Origin of the sequence: Enterobacter sp. ENT03 (genome assembly GCF_019218745.1) — a bacterium.
Lineage (GTDB): Bacteria > Pseudomonadota > Gammaproteobacteria > Enterobacterales > Enterobacteriaceae > Enterobacter_D.
In genome coordinates this window covers 149,099-170,159 of the sequence record NZ_JAHUXA010000003.1, presented here as the reverse complement: position 1 = coordinate 170,159, position 21,061 = coordinate 149,099, and the positions used below count along the sequence as shown (strand labels likewise).

Genomic DNA, 21,061 nt, shown 5'->3' with positions numbered 1-21,061 from the left:
GGTACGCCGTCGCCCGGTGGCAAAATCGCTTCAGCTAGTGTAATAAAAAAAGCCCCGCGGGTGAATCCACGCGGGGCTTAAAAGCTGAAATATTGTTCAGGAGTCTGAGTCAGATCATGTTACCGGTAAAATAAGAGACATCCGGTACGTGAAATCGTTATTCAAACTCGTTCCATGAACGGCCATCACGGGTGATCATCGCCACAGACGCCACCGGCCCCCAGGTACCCGCCTGATACGGTTTCGGCGCATCGTTATCCATCGCCCAGGCTTCGGTGATGGAGTCCACCCATTTCCAGGCTTCTTCTACTTCATCACGACGCACGAACAGCGCCTGGATGCCACGCATGGTTTCCAGCAGCAGACGTTCGTAGGCATCCGCAAGATGCGTCTGGTTGAAGGTTTCGGAGTAGCTCAGATCAAGCTTGGTGGTTTGCAGGTTGTGCTTGTGATCCAGACCCGGCACTTTGTTGAGGATCTGAATATCCACGCCTTCGTCCGGCTGTAAACGGATGGTCAGCTTGTTCTGCGGCAGATCCTGCCAGGAGTCTTTAAACAGGTTCAGCTGCGGGGTGGTGAAATAGACCACGACTTCGGAACACTTCGTCGGCAGACGTTTACCGGTACGCAGGTAGAACGGTACGCCGGCCCAGCGCCAGTCATCGATGTCCACACGGATCGCCACAAAGGTTTCGGTGTTACTGGATTTATTCGCGCCCTCTTCTTCCAGATAGCCCGGCACTTTTTTGCCCTGGGCGAACCCGGCGGTGTACTGACCACGCACAGTTTTTTCCCGCACGTTCGAGCGATCGATACGGCGCAGGGATTTCAGCACTTTCACCTTCGCGTCACGGATGCTGTCGGCAGACAGATCCGACGGCGGAGACATGGCGATCATACACAGAATTTGCAGCAGGTGGTTCTGGATCATGTCGCGCATCTGACCGGCCTGATCGAAGTAACCCCAACGGCCCTCGATACCCACTTCCTCGGCCACGGTAATTTCCACGTGATCGATAGTGCGATTATCCCAGTTGTTCACAAACAGGGAGTTAGCGAAACGCAGCGCCAGCAGGTTAAGCACCGTCTCTTTACCGAGATAGTGGTCAATACGGTACACCTGGCACTCTTCGAAATACTCGCCGACCTGGTCGTTGATTTCACGGGAGGTGTCCAGCGAGGTGCCGAGCGGTTTTTCCATTACCACACGCGCCGGTTTGGCGTTCAGCTTCGCCTCGCCAAGACCTTTACAGATCGCGCCGAAGGTGCTGGGCGGCATGGCGAAATAGTTGATGGTGACGCGATTTTCCTGATCCAGCATACCGCCGAGGCGCTTAAAGGATTTGGTGTCATTAACATCAAGATTGCAGAAATCGAGGCGTCCGCTCAACGTGTCCCACAAACTTTCATCAATCTTCTCTTTCATGAAAGTTTCCAGCGCTTCACGCACGACTTTGGTGTACGCCGCTTTGTCCCAGTCGGCACGCCCGACGCCCAGGATGCGCGTTTCAGGATGGATCTGACCCGCTTTCTCCAGTTGATACAGGGAAGGCAGCAATTTCCGGCGTGCGAGATCGCCTTTCGCGCCGAAAATGACCAGGTCACATGCCTGGGCTGTTTGCGTTACCGCCATGTCATTCTCCTCAGTTAGCTATCCTGGTGCTTCTGCCAGGCCTTAGTTGTAATTTTATTACAGTGCACTGTACTGCTTTTACGTAATTACCGAAACCGTTAACGTTTTGCCGCTTGTGCGCTAAAGGTATCTGCCGGTCCAGAACGGGGAATCGCCCTGAAATAGCAGGGGTTTTTCCTGCGCAGCTGTCGCTAAAATCCGACTCTGATCAAGTAATGAAAAAAAACAACAACTTTTTCTGTTGTTATTTACCCTTAATGACGTCACAAGGGTAATATCGAGTAACACGCATCGCGGTTTCATCACTGTCTGCAATCGATTTTACCCAAGAGCGCCCTGTTAAACATGAATATGCTGGAAAAGATCCAGTCTCAACTGGAACACCTTAGCAAATCCGAACGCAAAGTGGCGGAAGTGATCCTCGCCTCCCCCGATCAGGCTATCCATTCCAGTATCGCTGCCCTCGCCCAACAGGCGTCCGTCAGCGAACCTACCGTCAACCGGTTCTGCCGTAGTCTGGACACGCGCGGCTTTCCTGATTTTAAGCTACATCTGGCGCAAAGTCTGGCAAATGGTACGCCTTATGTGAACCGGAATGTCGACGAGGATGACAGCGTTGAAGCCTACACCGGTAAAATTTTCGAATCAGCGATGGCGACGCTGGATCATGTGCGGCAGTCGCTGGAGATGGCAGCGGTTAACCGGGCGGTGGATTTACTGACGCAGGCAAAAAAAATCGCCTTCTTCGGCCTCGGTTCTTCTGCGGCGGTCGCCCATGATGCGATGAATAAGTTTTTCCGCTTCAACGTACCGGTGGTTTATACCGATGATATTGTCCTGCAACGTATGAGCTGCATGAACTGCAGTGAGGACGACGTGGTGGTGCTTATCTCCCACACCGGGCGCACTAAAAGTCTGGTGGAACTGGCCCAGCTGGCGCGTGAAAACGACGCGATGGTGATCGCCATTACCTCTGCCGGTACGCCGCTGTCGCGGGAAGCCACACTTTCCATCACCCTGGACGTGCCTGAAGACACTGACATTTATATGCCAATGGTTTCCAGACTGGCGCAGTTGACGGTCATTGATGTGCTGGCAACAGGTTTTACACTGCGCCGCGGCGCAAAATTCAGAGATAACTTGAAACGAGTCAAAGAAGCGCTTAAAGAATCGCGCTTTGATAAGGACCTCCTCGGAAGAGGGGAAAACATTAAAAGTTGATAACAAAGTTGTAACTTATTACGCCATTCGGGTAAGTTCATAGCGGCCCTCAGAGGCGCAAGACGTCACCGAATTTTAATTCACGCAACACCGGTTGTTTCAGTCAACGGAGTAATACATGTCCAGAAGGCTTCGCAGAACCAAAATCGTTACCACCCTGGGTCCAGCTACCGATCGTGATAATAACCTTGAGAAAATTATCGCCGCGGGCGCCAACGTGGTGCGCATGAACTTCTCACATGGCACGGCGGAAGATCATAAATTGCGTGCCGATAAAGTGCGCGAGATTGCGGCAAAACTGGGACGTCACGTTGCTATTCTTGGCGATTTGCAGGGTCCAAAAATCCGTGTTTCCACCTTCAAAGAAGGCAAAGTTTTCCTCAATATTGGCGATAAATTCCTCCTCGACGCTAACCTTAGCAAAGGCGAAGGCGATAAAGAGCGCGTCGGAATCGACTATAAAGGCTTACCCGCTGACGTGGTGCCGGGCGATATTCTGCTGCTCGACGACGGCCGCGTGCAGTTAAAAGTCCTTGAAGTTCAGGGCATGAAAGTATTCACCGAAGTGACTGTCGGCGGTCCGCTGTCGAACAACAAAGGCATCAATAAACTGGGCGGCGGCTTGTCTGCTGAAGCCCTGACGGACAAAGACAAAGCCGACATCGTGACCGCCGCGCAAATCGGCGTTGATTACCTGGCCGTCTCCTTCCCGCGCTGCGGCGAAGATCTGAACTATGCCCGTCGCCTCGCCCGTGATGCAGGTTGCGACGCGAAAATCGTCGCCAAAGTGGAACGTGCCGAAGCGGTATGCAGCCAGGACGCGATGGACGATGTGATCCTGGCCTCCGACGTGGTAATGGTCGCCCGTGGCGATCTCGGCGTTGAAATTGGCGACCCGGAACTGGTGGGGATCCAGAAAGCGCTGATCCGTCGCGCCCGCCAGCTGAACCGTGCGGTGATCACCGCCACCCAGATGATGGAATCGATGATCACTAACCCGATGCCAACCCGAGCGGAAGTGATGGACGTGGCTAACGCCGTGCTGGATGGCACCGATGCAGTGATGCTGTCAGCAGAAACGGCAGCCGGTCAGTATCCGGCGGAAACAGTTGCCGCCATGGCGCGCGTTTGTCTGGGCGCGGAGAAGATCCCCAGCATCAACGTCTCCAAGCACCGTCTGGACATTCAGTTTGATAACGTTGAAGAAGCGATTGCTATGTCGGCGATGTACGCCGCAAACCACCTCAAAGGCGTGACGGCGATCATTTCCATGACGGAGTCAGGCCGGACGGCGTTAATGACGTCGCGAATCTCTTCCGGGCTGCCGATTTTCGCTATGTCCCGTCATGAGCGTACGCTGAACCTGACCGCCCTGTACCGTGGCGTGACGCCGGTGTACTTCGACAGCAGCGCCGATGGCGTGGTGGCGGCGAACGAAGCCGTGAACCTGCTGCGGGATAAAGGCTATCTGGTTTCCGGCGATCTGGTGATTATGACGCAGGGTGACGTGATGAGCACCGTGGGCACCACCAATACCACCCGTATTCTGACCGTCGAATAAGCAACCTTGCCCGGCGGCGCTTCGCTTGCCGGGCCTACTTTACTCCAGCACCGTAACCCCATATCAGCGCAGCGCCGCCGGGCATACATCATTCCAGCTCCGTAACCCCATATCAGCGCAGCGCCGCCGGACAAACATCATTCCAGCGCCGTAAATCCGTGCAAGCGCAGCGCCGCCGGGCATACACCATTCCAGCGCCGTAAATCCATGCAAGCGAAGCGCCGCCGGGCATACATCATTTCAGCCCCGTAGGCCCGTGCAAGCGCAGCGCCGCCGGGCATGCATCATTTCAGCCCCGTAGGCCCGTGCAAGCGCAGCGCCGCCGGGCATTTAAAACGGCTACTTCTTCGGAAAAAGTTCTTTACGACGGTACGGCTCGGTTTCACCGGATCGGCGCGTTTTCAACAGCTTTAAGATCCAGGTGTACTGCTCTGGATGCGGGCGAACAAAAATTTCCACTTCTTCATTCATGCGCCGGGCGATAGTGGTATCGTCTGCGGTCATCAGATCGTCCATCGGCGGACGCACCTGAATGGTCAGTCGGTGCGTGGTGCTGTCATACACCGGGAACAGCGGTACGACCCTCGCGCGACAGACCTTCATTAACCGCCCAATTGCGGGCAGCGTGGCTTTGTAGGTCGCAAAGAAATCAACGAACTCGCTGTGCTCAGCCCCATGATCCTGATCGGGAAGATAGTAGCCCCAGTATCCCTGACGTACCGACTGAATAAAGGGCTTAATGCCATCGTTACGCGCGTGAAGACGCCCACCAAAGCGGCGACGCACGGTATTCCACACGTAATCAAAAACTTTATTGCCCTGGTTATGGAACATAGCAGCCATCGGCTGTCCGGTAGCCGCCATCAGCATCGCCGGAATGTCTACCGCCCAGCCATGGGGGACCAGGAAAATCACTTTTTCATTGTTACGGTGCATCTCATCAATGATCTCCCGCCCCTGCCAGTCGATACGCGGCAGAATTTTTTCCGGCCCGCGCAGCGCCAGCTCGGCCATCAGCACCATAGACTGCGGCGCAGTGGCAAACATCTCATCGATCAGCGCTTCGCGTTGCGCGTCGCTCAGATCCGGAAAGCAGTACAGCAGATTGATCTGCGCGCGGCGACGGGCGCCCTTGCCCATTCGTCCACCAAACCGGCCCAGTTTTGCCAGCAACGGATCGCGCACGGACGGCGGGATCATCGCCACACCGGCGAAAGCCATCACGCCCAGCCATGCGCCCCAATAGCGCGGATGTAAAAATTCCCTTTCGAATTCGGGGAGGTATTCACTGTTATTTTTTTTCGTTTCCATGCATCTTCCAGGGTCAGGGACTCGGGTAAGAAAAAGATAATGCGTAAGTGTAGCGAGGTGGGTCTTTCTGCACAAAAGAAAAAGCCGGGCATGAACCATCACCCGGCTTATTACTTACGTGAATTAATCGAAGCGAAGCTGCGGTATGACCTCTTTGACCTGCGCAAGATAATCGCGACGATCCGAGCCGGTCAGCCCTTCGGTACGTGGCAGTTTCGCCGTCAGCGGGTTTACCGCCTGCTGGTTGATCCACACTTCATAATGCAGGTGCGGGCCAGTGGATCGGCCGGTGTTACCGGAGAGCGCAATGCGGTCGCCGCGTTTCACTTTCTGCCCCTCTTTCACCAGCAGTTTACGCAGGTGCATATAACGCGTGGTGTAGGTGCGACCATGACGAATAGCCACGTAATAACCTGCCGCCCCGCTACGTTTTGCTACCACCACTTCACCGTCACCAACGGACAACACCGGCGTGCCCTGCGGCATGGCGAAATCGACGCCTTTATGCGGCGCCACGCGCCCGGTAACCGGGTTTAACCGACGTGGATTGAAGTTTGAGGACACGCGGAACTGTTTGGAGGTCGGGAAGCGCATAAAGCCCTTCGCCAGCCCGGTACCGTTACGGTCGTAGAATTTACCGTCTTCGGCACGAATGGCGTAATAATCTTTCCCTTCGGAACGCAGACGCACGCCCAGCAGCTGGCTCTGTTCACGTTTGCCGTCCAGCATTTCGCGGGACATCAGGACGGAGAAGTCATCACCTTTTTTCAGCTTACGGAAGTCCATCTGCCACTGCATGGCTTTGATGACCGCGCTGATTTCTGCGCTGGTCAGGCCAGCATCTTTCGCGCTGCCGACAAAGCTGCCGCCAACGGTGCCGTTCATGGTGGCATTGACCCAGTCGCCCTTCTGAATTTCGGCACTCATTTTAAAGCCGCCGTCAACGCGGTCGTAAGTACGGGTTTCGCGACGCGACATTTCCCACGTCATGCGTTGCAGCTCACCGGCATCGTTAAGCGTCCAGGAGATCTGCTGACCAATTTTCAGGTTACGCAGCTCTTTATCCGCCGTCGCGAGCAGGCTGATGTCGCCCATATCGATACCGTACTGATTCAGAATGCTGCTCAGGGTATCGCCGGTGGAAACGACATATTCATGCACACCCGCTTCGTTCGCCGTTTTATCGTCCAGCTCATCCTGTGGAATGGCTTCCACTTCATCCGGCATGGTCTGATCGATAGGTTCACTGGCTTCCGGGAGTAACGATCGTATTTCACTTTTTTCCAGCGCGATGGTTTTTACAATGGGCGCGGACTGGGATTGGGGATGATAGACATAGGGTCGCCAGACGGCGACCGCTAATGTGAGAACAGTAAGAGACCCCAGCATAACGCGATGGGGCCGTGGCAGATTATTAAACGCCAGGCTGACCGCGCGGGCTATCTGTTGCACGTATTCACTTCCTCGTTATTCTCCTTTCAGGCAGCCCGAATACTGGTTGGCGAGTTGAGTCAGGAACTGGGGATAGCTCGCTTTACTCAATTTGATACTGGTTCCAAGCGGATCCAGGGTCCCCATGCGAACTGAGGTACCTCTCGCAACAGCTTCAATTACGGCTGGCCTGAACTGTGGCTCAGCAAAAACGCAGGTTGCTTTTTGCTCAACCAACTGTGTTCTGATTTCATGTAAACGCTGAGCACCTGGCTGAATTTCCGGGTTCACGGTGAAATGGCCGAGCGACGTCAGACCATAATGTTTTTCGAAGTAGCCGTAGGCGTCATGAAAAACGAAGTACCCTTTACCCTTCACCGGTGCCAGCTCTTTACCTACCTGCTCATCGGTTTGGGCTAATTGTGCCTCAAAATCCTTCAGGTTGGCGTCAAGTTTGGCTCGACTTTGCGGCATAACTTCCACTAATTTTTGATGGATTGCAACCGCTGCCAGCCGCGCTACGTCTGGTGAAAGCCAAATATGCATGTTGTATTCACCATGGTGGTGATGGTGGTCACCTTTTTCATTGTGCTCATGGCCGCCGTCATGATCGTCCTCATCTTCATCGGCGCCTTTCATCAGCAACGGCTTCACACCTGGCAGCTCCGCCATCACCACTTGTTTCGCGGCCGGGATCTTCTGTGTGGTCTTCTGCATGAAGGCTTCCATGTCAGGACCAACCCAGACAACTAAGTCCGCGCTCTGTAAGCGTTTTACATCCGACGGTCGCAGCGCATAATCATGCTCTGAGGCGCCATCCGGAAGTAAGACTTCTGTCGTCGTGACGCCATCAGCAATGGCAGATGCAATAAATCCGATTGGCTTGAGCGAGGTGACCACAGCGGCGTTTGCGCCAGTGCTCAGGCCAGCCCATAAAGCAGCGGAAACCGCTGCGCAAAGAAGCGTATTTTTATGTAACATAATGCGACTTATCATCGTAATGAATTGGTGGAATGTGATATTATAACATTCTGTCACTTGTGCAAGCCTTTAAACGCTATGACGAATTTAGTTTCACTGGAAAAAGTATCGGTTTCTTTCGGTCAACGCCGCGTGCTGTCTGACATTTCGCTTGAACTGAAACCGGGGAAGATTTTAACGCTGCTGGGGCCAAATGGCGCCGGTAAATCGACGCTCGTGCGCGTGGTATTAGGCCTTGTAGCAGCGGAGGCGGGGGTAATCAAACGCGATAAGCAACTGCGCATTGGCTACGTACCGCAAAAACTGCATCTGGATGCCACGCTGCCGTTAACCGTCAGCCGCTTTTTGCGCTTGCGTCCGGCGACCCGCAAAGCCGACATTTTGCCCGCCCTGAAACGCGTGCAGGCCGGGCATCTCATTGACGCGCCGATGCAAAAACTCTCCGGCGGCGAAACTCAGCGGGTGCTGCTGGCGCGCGCGCTGTTAAACCGACCGCAATTGCTGGTGCTGGATGAACCCACCCAGGGCGTGGACGTCAACGGCCAGGTGGCGCTGTACGATCTCATCGATCAGTTGCGTCGCGAACTGGATTGCGCCGTGTTAATGGTCTCCCACGATCTGCACCTCGTGATGGCGAAAACCGATGAAGTGCTGTGCCTGAACCACCACATCTGCTGTTCCGGCACGCCGGAAGTGGTTTCCATGCACCCGGAATTTATTTCGATGTTTGGCCCGCGTGGCGCGGAACAGCTCGGCATTTACCGCCATAACCATAATCATCGTCACGATTTGCAGGGCCGTATTGTGCTGCGTCGGGGGAATGGACACTCATGATTGAATTATTACTCCCCGGCTGGCTGGCCGGTATTATGCTCGCCTGCGCCGCCGGACCGCTTGGTTCGTTCGTTGTATGGCGTCGGATGTCCTATTTTGGCGATACGCTGGCACATGCGTCACTGCTCGGTGTGGCTTTTGGACTGATGCTCGACGTCAATCCCTTCTACGCGGTGATTGCCGTCACGCTGCTGATTGCGGCCGGTCTGGTGTGGCTGGAAAAGCGTCCGCACCTCGCCATTGATACATTGCTGGGAATTATGGCTCACAGCGCACTGTCGCTGGGTCTGGTGGTGGTGAGCCTGATGTCGAATATTCGCGTTGACCTGATGGCCTATCTGTTTGGCGATCTGCTTGCCGTCACGCCGGAAGATCTGATCTCCATTGCCCTCGGCGTCAGCGTGGTGATCGCCATTCTGCTCAGCCAGTGGCGTAACCTGCTGTCGATGACCGTCAGCCCGGATCTGGCGTTTGTAGATGGCGTGAAGTTGCAACGGGTGAAATTACTGCTGATGCTGGTCACTGCCCTGACTATCGGGGTCGCGATGAAGTTTGTCGGCGCGCTGATTATTACGTCGCTGCTGATCATCCCGGCTGCCACTGCTCGTCGGTTCGCACGTACGCCGGAACAGATGGCAGGTGTGGCCGTAGGGATGGGCGTGATTGCTGTAACGGGTGGCCTGACCTTCTCCGCCTTTTACGATACGCCAGCGGGTCCGTCAGTGGTGCTGTGCGCCGCGGTGCTGTTTATTCTCAGCATGCTGAAAAAGCCCGCCATGTAATTTTCTTATCACCCTCTTCTTCAGGGAGAGGGTTAAAAATGAAATTCTGTGCGGTGAATAGCCAGTCTGACAAAGGCTCAGACTGGCTTCCGGTCCCGGTATGTGCGGAAAGCATCACCCACGCGGCATCCTGTTAGAGGCTACCCGCTTGCGCCTACCGACAGACATTACCAGTCAATCCCTTTCTGCGCCTTAATCCCCTGGTCAAAGCCGTGCTTTAAAGCGACCATCTCGGTCACGGTATCAGCCAGGACCATCAGCTTTTTATGGCAGTCACGTCCGGTAAGGATAACGCTCTGAGATTCAGGACGGCTCTGCAGCGACGCGATGAGTTCTTGCAGCGGAATATAGTGATAGGCGGTCATGTAAGTAATTTCATCCATGACAACCAGGTCATAGGTCGGGTCAGCTAACATGCGCTTAGCCTCTTTCCAGACCATCTCCGCCGCGGCAGTATCCTTCTCCCGATCCTGCGTCTCCCAGGTAAACCCTGTCCCCATCATAAAGAAATCAATATTGTGGGCTTTTAAGAAGTTATATTCCCCATTTTCCCACTTTCCTTTGATGAACTGCACCACGCCAACTTTTTTGCCGTGCCCGATAGCACGTATCACTGTCCCCATCGCCGCCGTGGTTTTACCTTTACCATTGCCGGTATAAATTATCATCACCCCTTTGCTGATGGTTGCCTGCTTTACGCGCTCATCCACTAAGCTTTTCAGCACCCTCTGACTCTGTTTGTGTTCTTCATAATCTGCACGCATATTCCTTTACAGCTCCTTTAAGCAGGGGTGGCACGAAGGCTGGTCTACAAACTGATAAAAGTTGTTCCCTTTATCATCTACCATGATAAAAGCAGGCATGTTCTTCACCTCCATCATGTAAATCGCTTCCATTCCTAATTCCGGATACTCCAGGCACTCCAGAGACATCACATGCTCTTTAGCCAGCAGTGCAGCGGCGCCACCTACGCTGCCCAGGCTAAAGCCGCCGTATTTTTTACATGCATCCGTCACCTGCTGGCTACGGTTACCCTTGGTGAGCATAACCAGACTCCCACCTGCCGACTGGAACGCTTCGGTGTAACAGTCCATGCGGCCACCCGTTGTTGGCCCCAGCGCACCACAGATATGATTTGGCGGCGTTTTCGCAGGCCCGGCGTAATACACCACGTGTCTGGTCAGGTACTCAGGCATTGGCTCACCGTTATCCAGCCGCTCCTGTATTTTGGCGTGGCCAATGTCTCTGACGACGACGATCGGCCCGCTCAGGCTCAGGCGTGTCGACACCGGAAGACGGCTCAGGGTGGCAAGTGTCTCATTAAACGGACGGGTTAAATCGAGGTGCACCTCCTCAGCCCCGACGTGCATGTCTTGCAGGTTCAGCAGATAGCGCGCCGGATTGCGCTCAAGTTTCTCCATCCAGATGCCCGCTTTGTTTATCTTCGCCTTCACCTGACGATCGGCGGAGCAGGAGAGCGCCATGGCGATGGGACAGGATCCGCCGTGGCGTGGCAGGCGAACAACGCGAATATCGTGGGCAAAGTATTTGCCGCCGAACTGTGCCCCAGTCCCGGTCTCCTGCGCGACTTTAAGCAGCTCCGCTTCCAGCGTGTGATCACGGAAGGCCTGACCATACTGGTTTCCCTCCGCCGGTAGGCCATCGTAGTATTTAGTCGACGCAAGTTTGGCTGTTTTCAGCGCCTGCTCAGGGGACAGTCCACCCACCACAAATGCAATGTGATATGGCGGGCATGCAGAAGAACCGAGGGCGATCATTTTCTCCGCCAGGAAGCGCTTTAACGAGGTCGGGTTAAGTATTGATTTGGTTGCCTGAAACAACGCGGCTTTATTCGACGAACCCCCACCCTTGTTCATGAACATAAAGCGATACTCATTGCCCATTACCGCCGCAATATCAATGAGCGCCGGCAAGTTGGTCCGGGTATTCACCTCGGTGTACATATCGAGGGGTGCGTTTTGTGAATAGCGCAGGCTGTTCTCCTGGAAGGCGTGGAATACCCCTTCACTCAAGGCTTCCCGATCATTGCCATCCACCCAAACCTGCTGACCTTTCTCCGCAATAATGGTGGACGTTCCCGTGTCCTGGCATAGCGGTAATTCTTCCTCCGCGGTTATCGCCGCATTACGCAATAACTGCAATGCCACATAACGGTCGTTATCACTGGCTTCTGGATCGTCCAGAATACTGGCGACCTGTTGCATATGAGAAGCACGTAAATAAAATGAGGCCGCATGAAAAGCATGACGAGCAAGCCAGGTTAACCCTTCCTTTGAAACGGAAAGAATTTCCCGCTCGCCAACCTGAATGGTTGAAACAAAATCCTGGCTGATCAACTCATATTCCGTCCTATCCTCAGACAGCGGAAAATCAGGTTGATATTTGAAAAGTGTGGTCATGAATACTCCGTATCAAGCTAAGTAAACGGATCAAAGTGTGGATTTTGGGGTAACGAAAATATTAGCCTGCGTGGCATCGGCGATATATTTAATCGCGGCCTGTGCACGCACACTATTACCTGCCTCGTCCAGTGGCGGGGAATACACGGCAATGGAATATTTACCCGGCACAACGGCGAGAATTCCGCCCCCTACACCGCTCTTCGCCGGAATACCAACCTGATACAGCCATTTGCCGCTGCCGTCATACAGTCCGGCAATCGCCATCTCTGCCAGCACATAGGGTATATACTGCCGGCTAATCAGTTGCTGGCCGTTAAAAGGCGATTTACCATTATTTGCCAGCACTGCCCCCATGCGCCCCAGTTGCAGGGTAGTGACATCTATCGAACACTGGCGGGTATAAATCTCAACCGCGCCGTCAATATCGCTATAAAAACGGTTATAAGAATTCGCCAGATAAGCCAGCGCTTTATTGTGCTGATTGGTGTCCATTTCGGATTTAAACACCGCTTCATTCACCACTAAATTCGCGTTGGCGAAAGCATCAAGATTAGATTTTATTTTGCCCCAGCGTTCGGCGTTGTTTTCGGCGCGAACAAGGCTAACCGCGCTCATCGCGCCAATATTCACCATCGGGTTTTCCAGCGCGCCTTTGCTGGCTTCAAGGGCTACGCCAGAGTTAAACGGCAGACCAGTCGCATTCGCACCGAGCTTATTTAAAACCGTCTCCGGATTGCTCTGCTGCATCACCAGCCCCATGGTAAAGACTTTCGATATGGACTGGATCGGGAACGCTTTATTCACATCTCCGGCCTGATAGATTTTGCCGTCAACTGTCGCCAGCACGATGGCAAAATTTTTCGGGTTGTAGCTTGCCAGCGCCGGAATATAATCCGCGACTTTGCCGTCATTGAGGTTTTTGTATTTCGCGTGTGCCTGTTCAACCAACTGGGCATAATCCGGGGTGGTCGTTGCCTGCGCAGGCACACCCATCAGCAGAGTAAAGCTCACCACGCCGATGCCAATTAACTTCATCTTCATTATTATTTTCCTGTGCATAGAGAATCGGTCGACTGAAATCGACCGAAGCAGGGATTACGCTTTTTGCTCAACGGGCTTCACGTTTTCCAGTGCAATGGCATTTGGATCCATCGGTGCACCACGGCAACCTTCGCCAAAGTGTTCACCTTCCCAGCGAGATACCAAAGCCGCGCCCATCGCGTTACTCATCACGTTGGTTGCAGAACGCCCCATATCCAGGAAAGGATCGACCCCCATCAGTAAAATCAGACCGGCTTCCGGAATATTGAACTGGTTCAACGTTGCGGCGATGACCACCAGCGATGCACGCGGTACACCCGCCATCCCTTTCGACGTGAGCATCAATATCAACAGCATGGTTATCTGTTCAGTCAGATTGAGGTGAATATTGCAGGCCTGCGCGATAAAGATGGTCGCGAAGGAGCAGTACGCCATCGAACCCACCAGGTTGAAGGAGTAACCGATAGGCAGCACGAAGCTGGCGATTTTTGGGCTTACACCGAAGTTCTCCAGCGCTTTCAGGGTACCCGGGAAAGCCGCTTCAGAACTTGAGGTGGTAAACGCCAGTACCGCTGGCTGACCAATTCCGCGCACCAGACGTTTGATACAAGGCCCGATCAGCATCCAGGAAACACCAATGAGGATCACCCACAGCAGGCCCAGCGTAAAATAGAACTCCCCCATGAAAATCCCGGTAGTGACGAGGATCCCAAGACCCCGTTCAGCAATCATGCCGGAAATCGCGGCAAAAACGGTTAGCGGCGCAAATAGCATCACGTAACCGGTCAGTTTCAACATCGCGTGAACCAGCGCGTCCAGACCACGGACAATCGCTGCGGCTGGCTCCCCTACCGAGGCTAACGCCACGCCGAGGAAAATCGAGAACACCACAATTTGCAGCACTTCGTTTTTCGCCATCGCGTCAAAAATGCTCGACGGGAACGCATGAAGAATAAAGGATTTGAAGGTAAAGGCCTGTGCCTGAACGACTTGTTCTGTACCGGTCGCGACAAAGTTGATGCCGTGGCCTGGCCCAAAGATGTTAACGATAATCAGGCCAAGGGCGATAGAGATCAGCGCGGCCAAAATAAACAGCGTCAGGGTTTTGGAAAAAATACGCCCCAGTGTTTTCGCATCGCCCATTTTGGCAATCCCCACGACCAGCGTAGAAATAATGAGCGGTGCAATAATCATCTTAATTAAGTGTAAAAATATGGCGGTCAGAATATTAATATCTTCCGCATAAATCTTTGCCGTTTCCGGCGCAGCCATTTCATTGATCATGACACCGACAATACTACCCAGTATTAAGGCGATGACAATCATTGTCGTCAGATTGAGTTTTTTAAACATATTATAATTATCCTAATCAGAAGACCGGGGAGGATGATCTCCCCGGCTAATGGGTTTAATCCATATTGAAGTTAATGGCTAATAGCGGTGCGTGCTGCTGTGCGCCATAAACATCTGAATCACCAATACCACCGGAAATAATAAGCCGTGGCAAAACGACTTTTACGGCATTGGCAGGGTCAAACCAGACAATATTAAGAACTTCTTCCGGTTTCATTTTATAAAGACCGGAAACGACTTCAGCGGTAAACTGCCCGGTCCGTTTTACCTTCAGATAGTCCTCGCGATTTTTGAATAAAATATCGAGAACCAGCTCGTAGGGTCCGGCGTTCTTGGAGCGGATCACCAGCGCCATATCGGTAATGGGTGTCATCATTAGCATCCCTCCGGTGATACCGTTTCCATAGTGAAGGCAAAATTCAGACCTTCTGCATCCATCAGGTGATATAGCGAGAATTCATACACCTCACCGGTCGGAATATCTGACGGTGAGAACGGGAAGGCCAGGTTGCCCGCCGTCGCCACACGATTCTCGTAGCCATAGTGCAGCAACGTTGAACGCACCAGCGAGCATACGCTGTTGGCCATCTCCTGCGTTGGCGCAACGATGTCGAGCAAAACGCCTATCTCATGCGGTGTCTGCTGGCACGGCTCTTGTTTCCCCATCACCGCATTTTTGCCGTAGAGATGGAAGTTGAGCCTGATGGTATCTTCTGCCACCTTCAGGTTCTTGATGGCCTGGGTCTTCACTTTCTCCAGAATGCCGTCGATACCTGCAATCATGATGGGATCGCGCGTCCCGGCAATCGTGATACAGCGGTAACCGACCCGGCGCGCACCTTCCAGCTTCAACTGGTAGGGGGTGGCTTCAAAGCGCGAACCTGTTACATAAACCTCATCCTCGCTGACACTGGTGAATTCGCAACGCTCCAGGTTCAGTACCCCGCCCGGTCCAGGCAGGATGTAAGGATTCGATTTTTCATACAGCGTATGCGCCGCCGCCGAGGTCGCGGTGAACTTACGCAGCGGGTTGAAAACCTTAAGGGTGAAGCCCACGTCGTCGATGATACCCATCGCACAGTCAGACCCGCTACCCGGGGTTGCGGCGATAGCTGCACACTCGAGAATTTTGCCACAATGCATTGCCAGGCCTTCGTCGAAACCAAGCATCACCGGCAGCGCCGCAAAGCAGGCCGGGTCGTAAGCACGCCCCGCCAGCACCACCTGCGCACCCGCCGCAAGCGCGTCCTGGAAAGGTTGCAGACCTATTTGCGCCACGATTGCGGTGGTGTCGTCGATCGCCTCGTGTGTCAATTCCGGTACGCAGTCCAGTGCGTGGATCCTGCCCTTGTCCAGCGCTTCATGCACTGTTGCCTTGTCAATATCGGTCGGAATAGTCGCGAGTGTAAAGGTTAGCCCCTCTTCCTGAGCGATTTCACGAACAATATCGCGGCACCATGACAGGTGTGAGATTGCCCCGGATCCGCCTGCGGTGCCGACGACGACCGGAATATTGTTGGTCACCCCAGCGCGGATCATGTAACGCAGATCGCGCTTCACCCCTTCGCGATCGGTGAATGCTTTTCCCGAGCCCAGATAATGTGGACCCGGATCCGACGATCCGCCATCAACCGCGATCAAATCCGGTTTTTCCAGCATCGCGCGGTTAAAACTCTCTTCCGGAAAGCCATAGCCGAGAATGGCTGTCGGCGACAGGATTTTAAACGTCTTAGGCATAAGTCTCTTCCGCCTTCAGCAACGCTATGGTGCGATGCATTTCGTTGTAAACGATGTTCATACCTTCATCGAAGCCCATGCCCGGCTTAACAAGCATACGGACTGGACGTGCCGCCATGGCGACGTGCACGCAGGTGCGGGCGCTGTTAATGGTTTCGTTGCAGGTACCGCCCTGGTAGGCTTCCATATCGTGATCGTTGCAATACAGCACGGCATCGACCACGTTGTGGATGCTGCCGAGATCCGGGGTTTTGATCTGCACCATGTGGCAGGATTTCGCGTTGGTGAAATCAACGATGTCTTCAAAGGTGTTGCACCATTCGTCGGCGACGATTTTTACGCCAGATTTAAGGCGCGCCAGTTCCTGGGTTATCTCAGTCAGTTGGCGGATCTGATCCGGTTTGTTACCCGCATCAACCGGGCCTTCGATATAGAGCGGCAGGCCTTGTGCTTCCGGCTCCAGACTTGCAATGTACGCCGCGCATTTAATCGGATCGTTGTTGAAAATAAGGCCGATGGTGCCGTACACGTCGATGTGCAGCGTCGGTTTGTAATCTGCCGAAGTCCGTAACGTCATGATGCGGTCAGACAGCCAGCGCACATATTCACGCAGCTTCTCACCTTCACGACCAAGCTTGCTGTCAACGTGGTTGATAAGCGCATGCGGCAGGACATCCACGCTTTTGAGCACCATTTTGTCGACGGCGTGGTAGCGATCGTCGCCAGACTGGGCAAACAGGGGAATAGCATCGGCGATCACCGGCAGATCCCACTCTTTGCAAACCACTTCGGCTTTCAGGCAGTTGTTAGCCAGCGCGGTGGCATCAAGCAGCGCCTGAGAAAGCCCATAACGGATCGCGGTGTGCAGCGGCTTGCCGTCGATTTTGAGCGTGTCGAAATACTGCGCATTCTTGCGAAACTCGCTCACCTCGCGCCCCATCAGCAGAGGCTTGATGTCATTTTCAAGTTGCGGAATAAAGTTTTTCGCAATAAACAGCGGATCGCGACCACCGGCACCGGAGTACTGCACGGCTGCGCAATCGCCCACGGCTACTGCACCGTTTTCCAGAATCAGCTGGATGCACACGCACTCACCCGCCTGGCGAATAGCATTGAAACCTTCCGTGACAGGCTTTCCGGTATAGGTAAAGCCATCGTGTTCCGCGCCGTTTTTAATTGCCTGCTGGTCGTCAAAATAAAAAGATGAATAGCCTGGGGTAAAAATCACATTTTTAATTTTCATTGCGGACGTCCTATTAACTGGGAATCGGAAACTGCCATGATGTCGTCAACGATCATCTGGAAGCAGGGTTTGCGTTTTTCAGCGGTGGCGCGCTCGGCGATAAAGTCGCGGTGCAGCGTCAGAATGTCGTCTGGCAGCGGAATATTGCCGTGTTCAAACAGGCGAATAGCGCCTTTGTTATCACGGACCGGCAGGATCTTGCCCTGGTTGTACATTGATGGCGCGAACGGGACATCCAGCACCCCGGCTTCGAAGGCTAGCACGGTACCGCGAGCCAGATCCCCCTCGCCCAGCGCGAAGACTTTGTTCATGACGGCGCGCACTTCCGCTTTAATGAGGTCCACTTCACGCTGCACGTCGCCGCACTGCGGGAAGCTCTGATCGCGCACCAGATTCAGCATCTGGCGGGAAGCCTGCAGGCCCTGAATGTTGGCGGCAGCGGTCGGAATACCAAAGGCTTCATGCGGCGACTTGGTGATCACTTTGGTCGCACCGGCAAGGCCAGCAACCAGCGCACCGAAGGAGATCAAGCCAAACGCATTCGGCTCCTGCTCCGGAAAACCGCCCATCCACTGGTGGAACACCGTGGATAGCTCGTAATCGGAGTAGCCATGTTCGGTAAAGTACTCATGGCCCAGCTCGCGCAGAGACTGAACGGCCGCCACGTCCTGCACCATGTTACCCACCTGACCGTAACCGAGCGTGATCGATTTCACGCCCTGCTCCAGCGCCAGCAGACCTTCAATCAGCGCGATGGCATGAGACATGAACGGCGGCACCAGCGTGCCGGTCAGCGGGCCGAACGGTTCGCGGTTGATGGTGATGCCATTTTCCTGGTAGATGCCGCACAGGCGATCGACGTACTGCCAGTCGCGCAGCGATTTTTCGATAGTGACACGCTTGGTGTACGGCACGTTGTAGGAGATACCGCCGCCTTCAAAAGAGGTAAATCCCGAGGCCATACTGATTTCCATCAGCAGGCGAGCATCCGGCGTGCCATGGCGCACCTGAACCGGTTTCACCAGCGCTTCGGTTAAGCGACGGCATTCGGCCACACCGTGATTAACGACCGGCAGGCCGTTTAACTTCGAGGTGCCTGCTTCGATGGAGTGCCTGATACCAATGGCCGCTTCTTCATAACGGTTGTGGCGGGTGTAGGCATCAATGGTGGATGGCAGTAAGTCACAGTCTGGCTCCAGTTTTTTCAGCAGCGCAATGTGCTCATCCATCAGCGCCACACCGGCACGCGGTTGGCTCAGGGTGATCCCCGCCTGATCGGCTTTGAGCAGCGTTAACGCAAAATTTTTGGAATCTGGAATGGTTTGCTGATACGCCATGCCGTCTTCAATGCTCTGAACGTCTTTACCGGTTTCCCAGGTGGTTAACACGGTTTTACGCTCTTTCATAAAATCATCGAGCGCTATTTTTTTATTATGAATGTCCATATTTACGGCCTCGGTTGTCAGTTAAATTTTTAATACTGGTCATTGCAGCATGTTCGGGATATTCACGGGCAACGTTTGCCAGTAAGGGAATTAATCCCTGGCTATCCCGGTAATATTCAAATTCAGTGGGTAAAAGGATCTTTTTGCCTTGCGCATCCATATCGCGGTATTTGATCCATTGGTGAATATCGAAGTCCTGCGCACGCGATAACCACCCGCCTGTACCAATAATTTTACGAACAGGGGTTAAATCCCGACCAATTTGCAGTTCGCGATTGCCCGCGACGGTTGCCACCGTCCGTTTGGTACCGGCATGGCGTTCACTGGCATATCCCACGTTCAACCCGGCAAGCACGGTGTCAAACCCGGCTTCCGTGGCGTTGCGAGGGGTATGTTCCGGCTGCGCATTAACCCGGCGCAGATAGTCATAAAACGCTGCTTTCTCGTCTGGCTTATTTGCAAAGAGTGTTTCAACCAGCGCTCGCGCACTGTCGCCTGCCGTGACAGACGACACGCGCATACCGAGATCGCCTTCTACCGTGCGTTTTAAAAACGGCTCTTCAAGACCGTGCTTAAACGTATCCGGCGTCAGGATGTTATCGCAGGTGGAATAGACGTCGGTCGTGGCTCCGCCCATGTCAAATAACATAAACTCGCGCCAGTCTGCGGAAGACTGACTAATATGATCCACCAGCTCATACACGGTGTACGGTGTCGGTAGCGGCTCTTTGCCTATGACATCGACAATCTTGTCCAGCCCCTTACCTTTCACAATGCGTTTTAAAAAAACGTCGCAAATAGCTTTGCGCGCCGGTTCAGGATTTGGGGTATTAAGATCGGGCAGCACGTTGTCGACAATCGTAAGATCCTTGTCGCGCAATAGATGGCGCACCTCATCCTGAATGTCGCGGTTACCGGCAAAGATGATCGCGCAGTCGAGACGTGATTCAGCCAGCATGCGGGCATTGACCAGACCATATTTTTCTTCGCCGCCGTCGGTTCCGCCGGTAAACAGCAAAATGTCAGGCGGTGAGCTTTCCAGCTCGTGAATATCGTGACGGGTCAGCTTGTAGGAGTAATAGTGAACAATCTTAGCGCCCGCTGAATGTGCAGTGACCTTCGCAGATTCAAGCGTAATGCAGGGCACCAGACCCAGGGCCGCCACCGCAAGTCCACCTTTCGCCGACGAAGAGTAATTGACCGACAGTTCGCCCCGGCTCAGTAAGCCGCGCACATCTTCCTGTAAGATATTTTCCACGCAGCTGAAAAAGCCGTCGGCTAAATTTGCGGTGGTCGTGGGTACCAGACCTTTATTAATTAACGTCAGCTCGCGATCTTCTACGGCAAATAGCGCCGCTTTGGTCCAGGTTGAGCCAATATCAATTGATAACGTTCGCATCAGCAAACCTCGAGGGCTAATTTCTCGTTTTGAGATTTAACGTCCGAAACGATCTGGTCGCACAGAGGTTCCAGTTCCTGATGCGGTGGCATCACGAAATCAAAACCCATCGCCTTAAACTTAGGTTCCACTTCGTTAAAGTCGTATTTTCCCACCACCAGGTTGCCGCCGACGTACAGCAAAATATCGCCAATACCACGCTCAATACAGCGATCGCGCATACCCAGACAGTCGGTATCTCCGTGACCATAAATAGAGGAAACAATAATTGCGTCAGCACCCGTTTCAATCGCAGCATCAATATATTCGTCCTGACTCACCATCACACCCAAATTTGTGACGTGGAATCCAAACTCAGTGAAAACACGCTCCATGATTTTATTTCCAACAGAATGGCAATCTGCCCCAATTACGCCGATAACTAACGTTGGTTTCTTCATTTAACTATCCTTTATGTTGAAGGGGGTAAGACGGTAATAAATCCCTTTTGCTGACGGCAATATGCATTGGGTGTTTTATTTCTGCAATTGATAAAATCTGAAGACAACTTGACGTTGTTTATTCGATAAAAACCATGCGATAAAATCCAATAATAACAATGCGTTAAACAGATAAAAATACACTCAGCACTGATTGCTACCACTATGGTAAATATCGGCTTCGTAA

Annotated in this window: 18 protein-coding genes; 4 read left to right on the top strand and 14 right to left on the bottom strand. The window is 53.5% G+C overall.

From position 1 onward, the window contains the following. Positions 1 to 157 precede the first annotated feature (157 nt). The gene (gene zwf, locus KW828_RS07525; RefSeq protein WP_218335800.1) at positions 158 to 1,633 is read right to left on the bottom strand and encodes a glucose-6-phosphate dehydrogenase; all 1,476 of its coding nucleotides are present in this window, start codon (positions 1,631 to 1,633) and stop codon (positions 158 to 160) included. A 345-nt stretch (positions 1,634 to 1,978) separates the two neighbouring features. On the opposite strand from zwf, the gene KW828_RS07520 reads away from it, so the two are divergent. Then, the gene (locus KW828_RS07520) at positions 1,979 to 2,854 is read left to right on the top strand and encodes a MurR/RpiR family transcriptional regulator (protein ID WP_218335799.1); all 876 of its coding nucleotides are present in this window, start codon (positions 1,979 to 1,981) and stop codon (positions 2,852 to 2,854) included. Between the two features lie 118 nt (positions 2,855 to 2,972). Continuing rightward, a complete protein-coding gene (gene pyk, locus KW828_RS07515; RefSeq protein WP_218335798.1) occupies positions 2,973 to 4,415 on the top strand; it encodes a pyruvate kinase in 1,443 nt (480 codons plus the stop codon). A 339-nt stretch (positions 4,416 to 4,754) separates the two neighbouring features. Here pyk and lpxM read toward each other — a convergent pair whose 3' ends face one another. The 3 genes from lpxM to znuA form a co-directional block, all read right to left on the bottom strand. Continuing rightward, the gene (gene lpxM / locus KW828_RS07510; RefSeq protein ID WP_218335797.1) at positions 4,755 to 5,726 is read right to left on the bottom strand and encodes a lauroyl-Kdo(2)-lipid IV(A) myristoyltransferase; all 972 of its coding nucleotides are present in this window, start codon (positions 5,724 to 5,726) and stop codon (positions 4,755 to 4,757) included. Between the two features lie 123 nt (positions 5,727 to 5,849). Continuing rightward, positions 5,850 to 7,178, bottom strand: a complete 1,329-nt coding sequence (gene mepM, locus KW828_RS07505; RefSeq protein WP_218335796.1) for a murein DD-endopeptidase MepM — start codon at positions 7,176 to 7,178, stop codon at positions 5,850 to 5,852. 15 nt (positions 7,179 to 7,193) lie between these two features. Next, the gene (gene znuA, locus KW828_RS07500; RefSeq protein ID WP_218335795.1) at positions 7,194 to 8,138 is read right to left on the bottom strand and encodes a zinc ABC transporter substrate-binding protein ZnuA; all 945 of its coding nucleotides are present in this window, start codon (positions 8,136 to 8,138) and stop codon (positions 7,194 to 7,196) included. 78 nt (positions 8,139 to 8,216) lie between these two features. Here znuA and znuC point away from each other — a divergent pair, with 78 nt between their 5' ends. Then, positions 8,217 to 8,972, top strand: a complete 756-nt coding sequence (gene znuC, locus KW828_RS07495) for a zinc ABC transporter ATP-binding protein ZnuC (RefSeq protein WP_218335794.1) — start codon at positions 8,217 to 8,219, stop codon at positions 8,970 to 8,972. Next, positions 8,969 to 9,754: a zinc ABC transporter permease subunit ZnuB gene (znuB, locus tag KW828_RS07490; protein ID WP_218335793.1), complete on the top strand. Its 786-nt coding sequence runs from the start codon at positions 8,969 to 8,971 to the stop codon at positions 9,752 to 9,754. Before znuC ends, znuB begins: the two co-directional genes overlap by 4 nt. Positions 9,755 to 9,921: 167 nt before the next feature. Here the strand turns inward: znuB and cobO are convergent, their stop codons facing one another. From cobO to glmS, 10 genes are read right to left on the bottom strand one after another with little or no spacing between them, the layout of a single operon-like run. Next, positions 9,922 to 10,518 carry a cob(I)yrinic acid a,c-diamide adenosyltransferase gene (gene cobO, locus KW828_RS07485; protein ID WP_218335792.1) on the bottom strand — a complete coding sequence of 199 codons (597 nt, stop codon included), beginning with the start codon at positions 10,516 to 10,518 and terminating at the stop codon, positions 9,922 to 9,924. A gap of 6 nt (positions 10,519 to 10,524) precedes the next feature. Beyond that, positions 10,525 to 12,174, bottom strand: a complete 1,650-nt coding sequence (locus KW828_RS07480) for a FumA C-terminus/TtdB family hydratase beta subunit (RefSeq protein WP_218335791.1) — start codon at positions 12,172 to 12,174, stop codon at positions 10,525 to 10,527. A 30-nt stretch (positions 12,175 to 12,204) separates the two neighbouring features. Continuing rightward, a complete protein-coding gene (gene glsA, locus KW828_RS07475; RefSeq protein WP_218335790.1) occupies positions 12,205 to 13,218 on the bottom strand; it encodes a glutaminase A in 1,014 nt (337 codons plus the stop codon). A 54-nt stretch (positions 13,219 to 13,272) separates the two neighbouring features. Then, on the bottom strand, positions 13,273 to 14,571 hold the full coding sequence (locus KW828_RS07470; protein WP_218335789.1) for a dicarboxylate/amino acid:cation symporter: 1,299 nt from the start codon (positions 14,569 to 14,571) through the stop codon (positions 13,273 to 13,275). 55 nt (positions 14,572 to 14,626) lie between these two features. Beyond that, positions 14,627 to 14,947 carry a DUF4387 domain-containing protein gene (locus tag KW828_RS07465; RefSeq protein ID WP_218335788.1) on the bottom strand — a complete coding sequence of 107 codons (321 nt, stop codon included), beginning with the start codon at positions 14,945 to 14,947 and terminating at the stop codon, positions 14,627 to 14,629. After that, a complete protein-coding gene (locus KW828_RS07460; protein WP_218335787.1) occupies positions 14,947 to 16,308 on the bottom strand; it encodes an acyclic terpene utilization AtuA family protein in 1,362 nt (453 codons plus the stop codon). The genes KW828_RS07465 and KW828_RS07460 overlap by 1 nt, the downstream gene beginning before the upstream one ends. Beyond that, positions 16,301 to 17,551 (bottom strand): methylaspartate ammonia-lyase, encoded by a 1,251-nt coding sequence (locus KW828_RS07455; protein ID WP_218335786.1) that lies wholly within the window; start codon positions 17,549 to 17,551, stop codon positions 16,301 to 16,303. Before KW828_RS07455 ends, KW828_RS07460 begins: the two co-directional genes overlap by 8 nt. Then, entirely contained in the window at positions 17,548 to 18,996 is a 1,449-nt protein-coding gene (locus KW828_RS07450) for a methylaspartate mutase subunit E (RefSeq protein WP_218335785.1), read from the bottom strand. Before KW828_RS07450 ends, KW828_RS07455 begins: the two co-directional genes overlap by 4 nt. Then, positions 18,983 to 20,395 (bottom strand): methylaspartate mutase accessory protein GlmL, encoded by a 1,413-nt coding sequence (glmL, locus tag KW828_RS07445; RefSeq protein ID WP_218335784.1) that lies wholly within the window; start codon positions 20,393 to 20,395, stop codon positions 18,983 to 18,985. The genes KW828_RS07450 and glmL overlap by 14 nt, the downstream gene beginning before the upstream one ends. Beyond that, entirely contained in the window at positions 20,395 to 20,835 is a 441-nt protein-coding gene (glmS, locus tag KW828_RS07440; RefSeq protein WP_218335783.1) for a methylaspartate mutase subunit S, read from the bottom strand. Before glmS ends, glmL begins: the two co-directional genes overlap by 1 nt. Positions 20,836 to 21,061 lie beyond the last annotated feature (226 nt).

Coding starts and splice junctions, on each gene's coding strand:
- zwf (WP_218335800.1), bottom strand. CDS start 1,633: ATGGCGGTAACGCAAACAGCCCAGGCATGTGACCTGGTCATTTTCGGC.
- KW828_RS07520 (WP_218335799.1), top strand. CDS start 1,979: ATGAATATGCTGGAAAAGATCCAGTCTCAACTGGAACACCTTAGCAAA.
- pyk (WP_218335798.1), top strand. CDS start 2,973: ATGTCCAGAAGGCTTCGCAGAACCAAAATCGTTACCACCCTGGGTCCA.
- lpxM (WP_218335797.1), bottom strand. CDS start 5,726: ATGGAAACGAAAAAAAATAACAGTGAATACCTCCCCGAATTCGAAAGG.
- znuA (WP_218335795.1), bottom strand. CDS start 8,138: ATGTTACATAAAAATACGCTTCTTTGCGCAGCGGTTTCCGCTGCTTTA.
- znuC (WP_218335794.1), top strand. CDS start 8,217: ATGACGAATTTAGTTTCACTGGAAAAAGTATCGGTTTCTTTCGGTCAA.
- znuB (WP_218335793.1), top strand. CDS start 8,969: ATGATTGAATTATTACTCCCCGGCTGGCTGGCCGGTATTATGCTCGCC.
- cobO (WP_218335792.1), bottom strand. CDS start 10,518: ATGCGTGCAGATTATGAAGAACACAAACAGAGTCAGAGGGTGCTGAAA.
- KW828_RS07480 (WP_218335791.1), bottom strand. CDS start 12,174: ATGACCACACTTTTCAAATATCAACCTGATTTTCCGCTGTCTGAGGAT.
- glsA (WP_218335790.1), bottom strand. CDS start 13,218: ATGAAGATGAAGTTAATTGGCATCGGCGTGGTGAGCTTTACTCTGCTG.
- KW828_RS07470 (WP_218335789.1), bottom strand. CDS start 14,571: ATGTTTAAAAAACTCAATCTGACGACAATGATTGTCATCGCCTTAATA.
- KW828_RS07465 (WP_218335788.1), bottom strand. CDS start 14,947: ATGATGACACCCATTACCGATATGGCGCTGGTGATCCGCTCCAAGAAC.
- KW828_RS07460 (WP_218335787.1), bottom strand. CDS start 16,308: ATGCCTAAGACGTTTAAAATCCTGTCGCCGACAGCCATTCTCGGCTAT.
- KW828_RS07455 (WP_218335786.1), bottom strand. CDS start 17,551: ATGAAAATTAAAAATGTGATTTTTACCCCAGGCTATTCATCTTTTTAT.
- KW828_RS07450 (WP_218335785.1), bottom strand. CDS start 18,996: ATGGACATTCATAATAAAAAAATAGCGCTCGATGATTTTATGAAAGAG.
- glmL (WP_218335784.1), bottom strand. CDS start 20,395: ATGCGAACGTTATCAATTGATATTGGCTCAACCTGGACCAAAGCGGCG.
- glmS (WP_218335783.1), bottom strand. CDS start 20,835: ATGAAGAAACCAACGTTAGTTATCGGCGTAATTGGGGCAGATTGCCAT.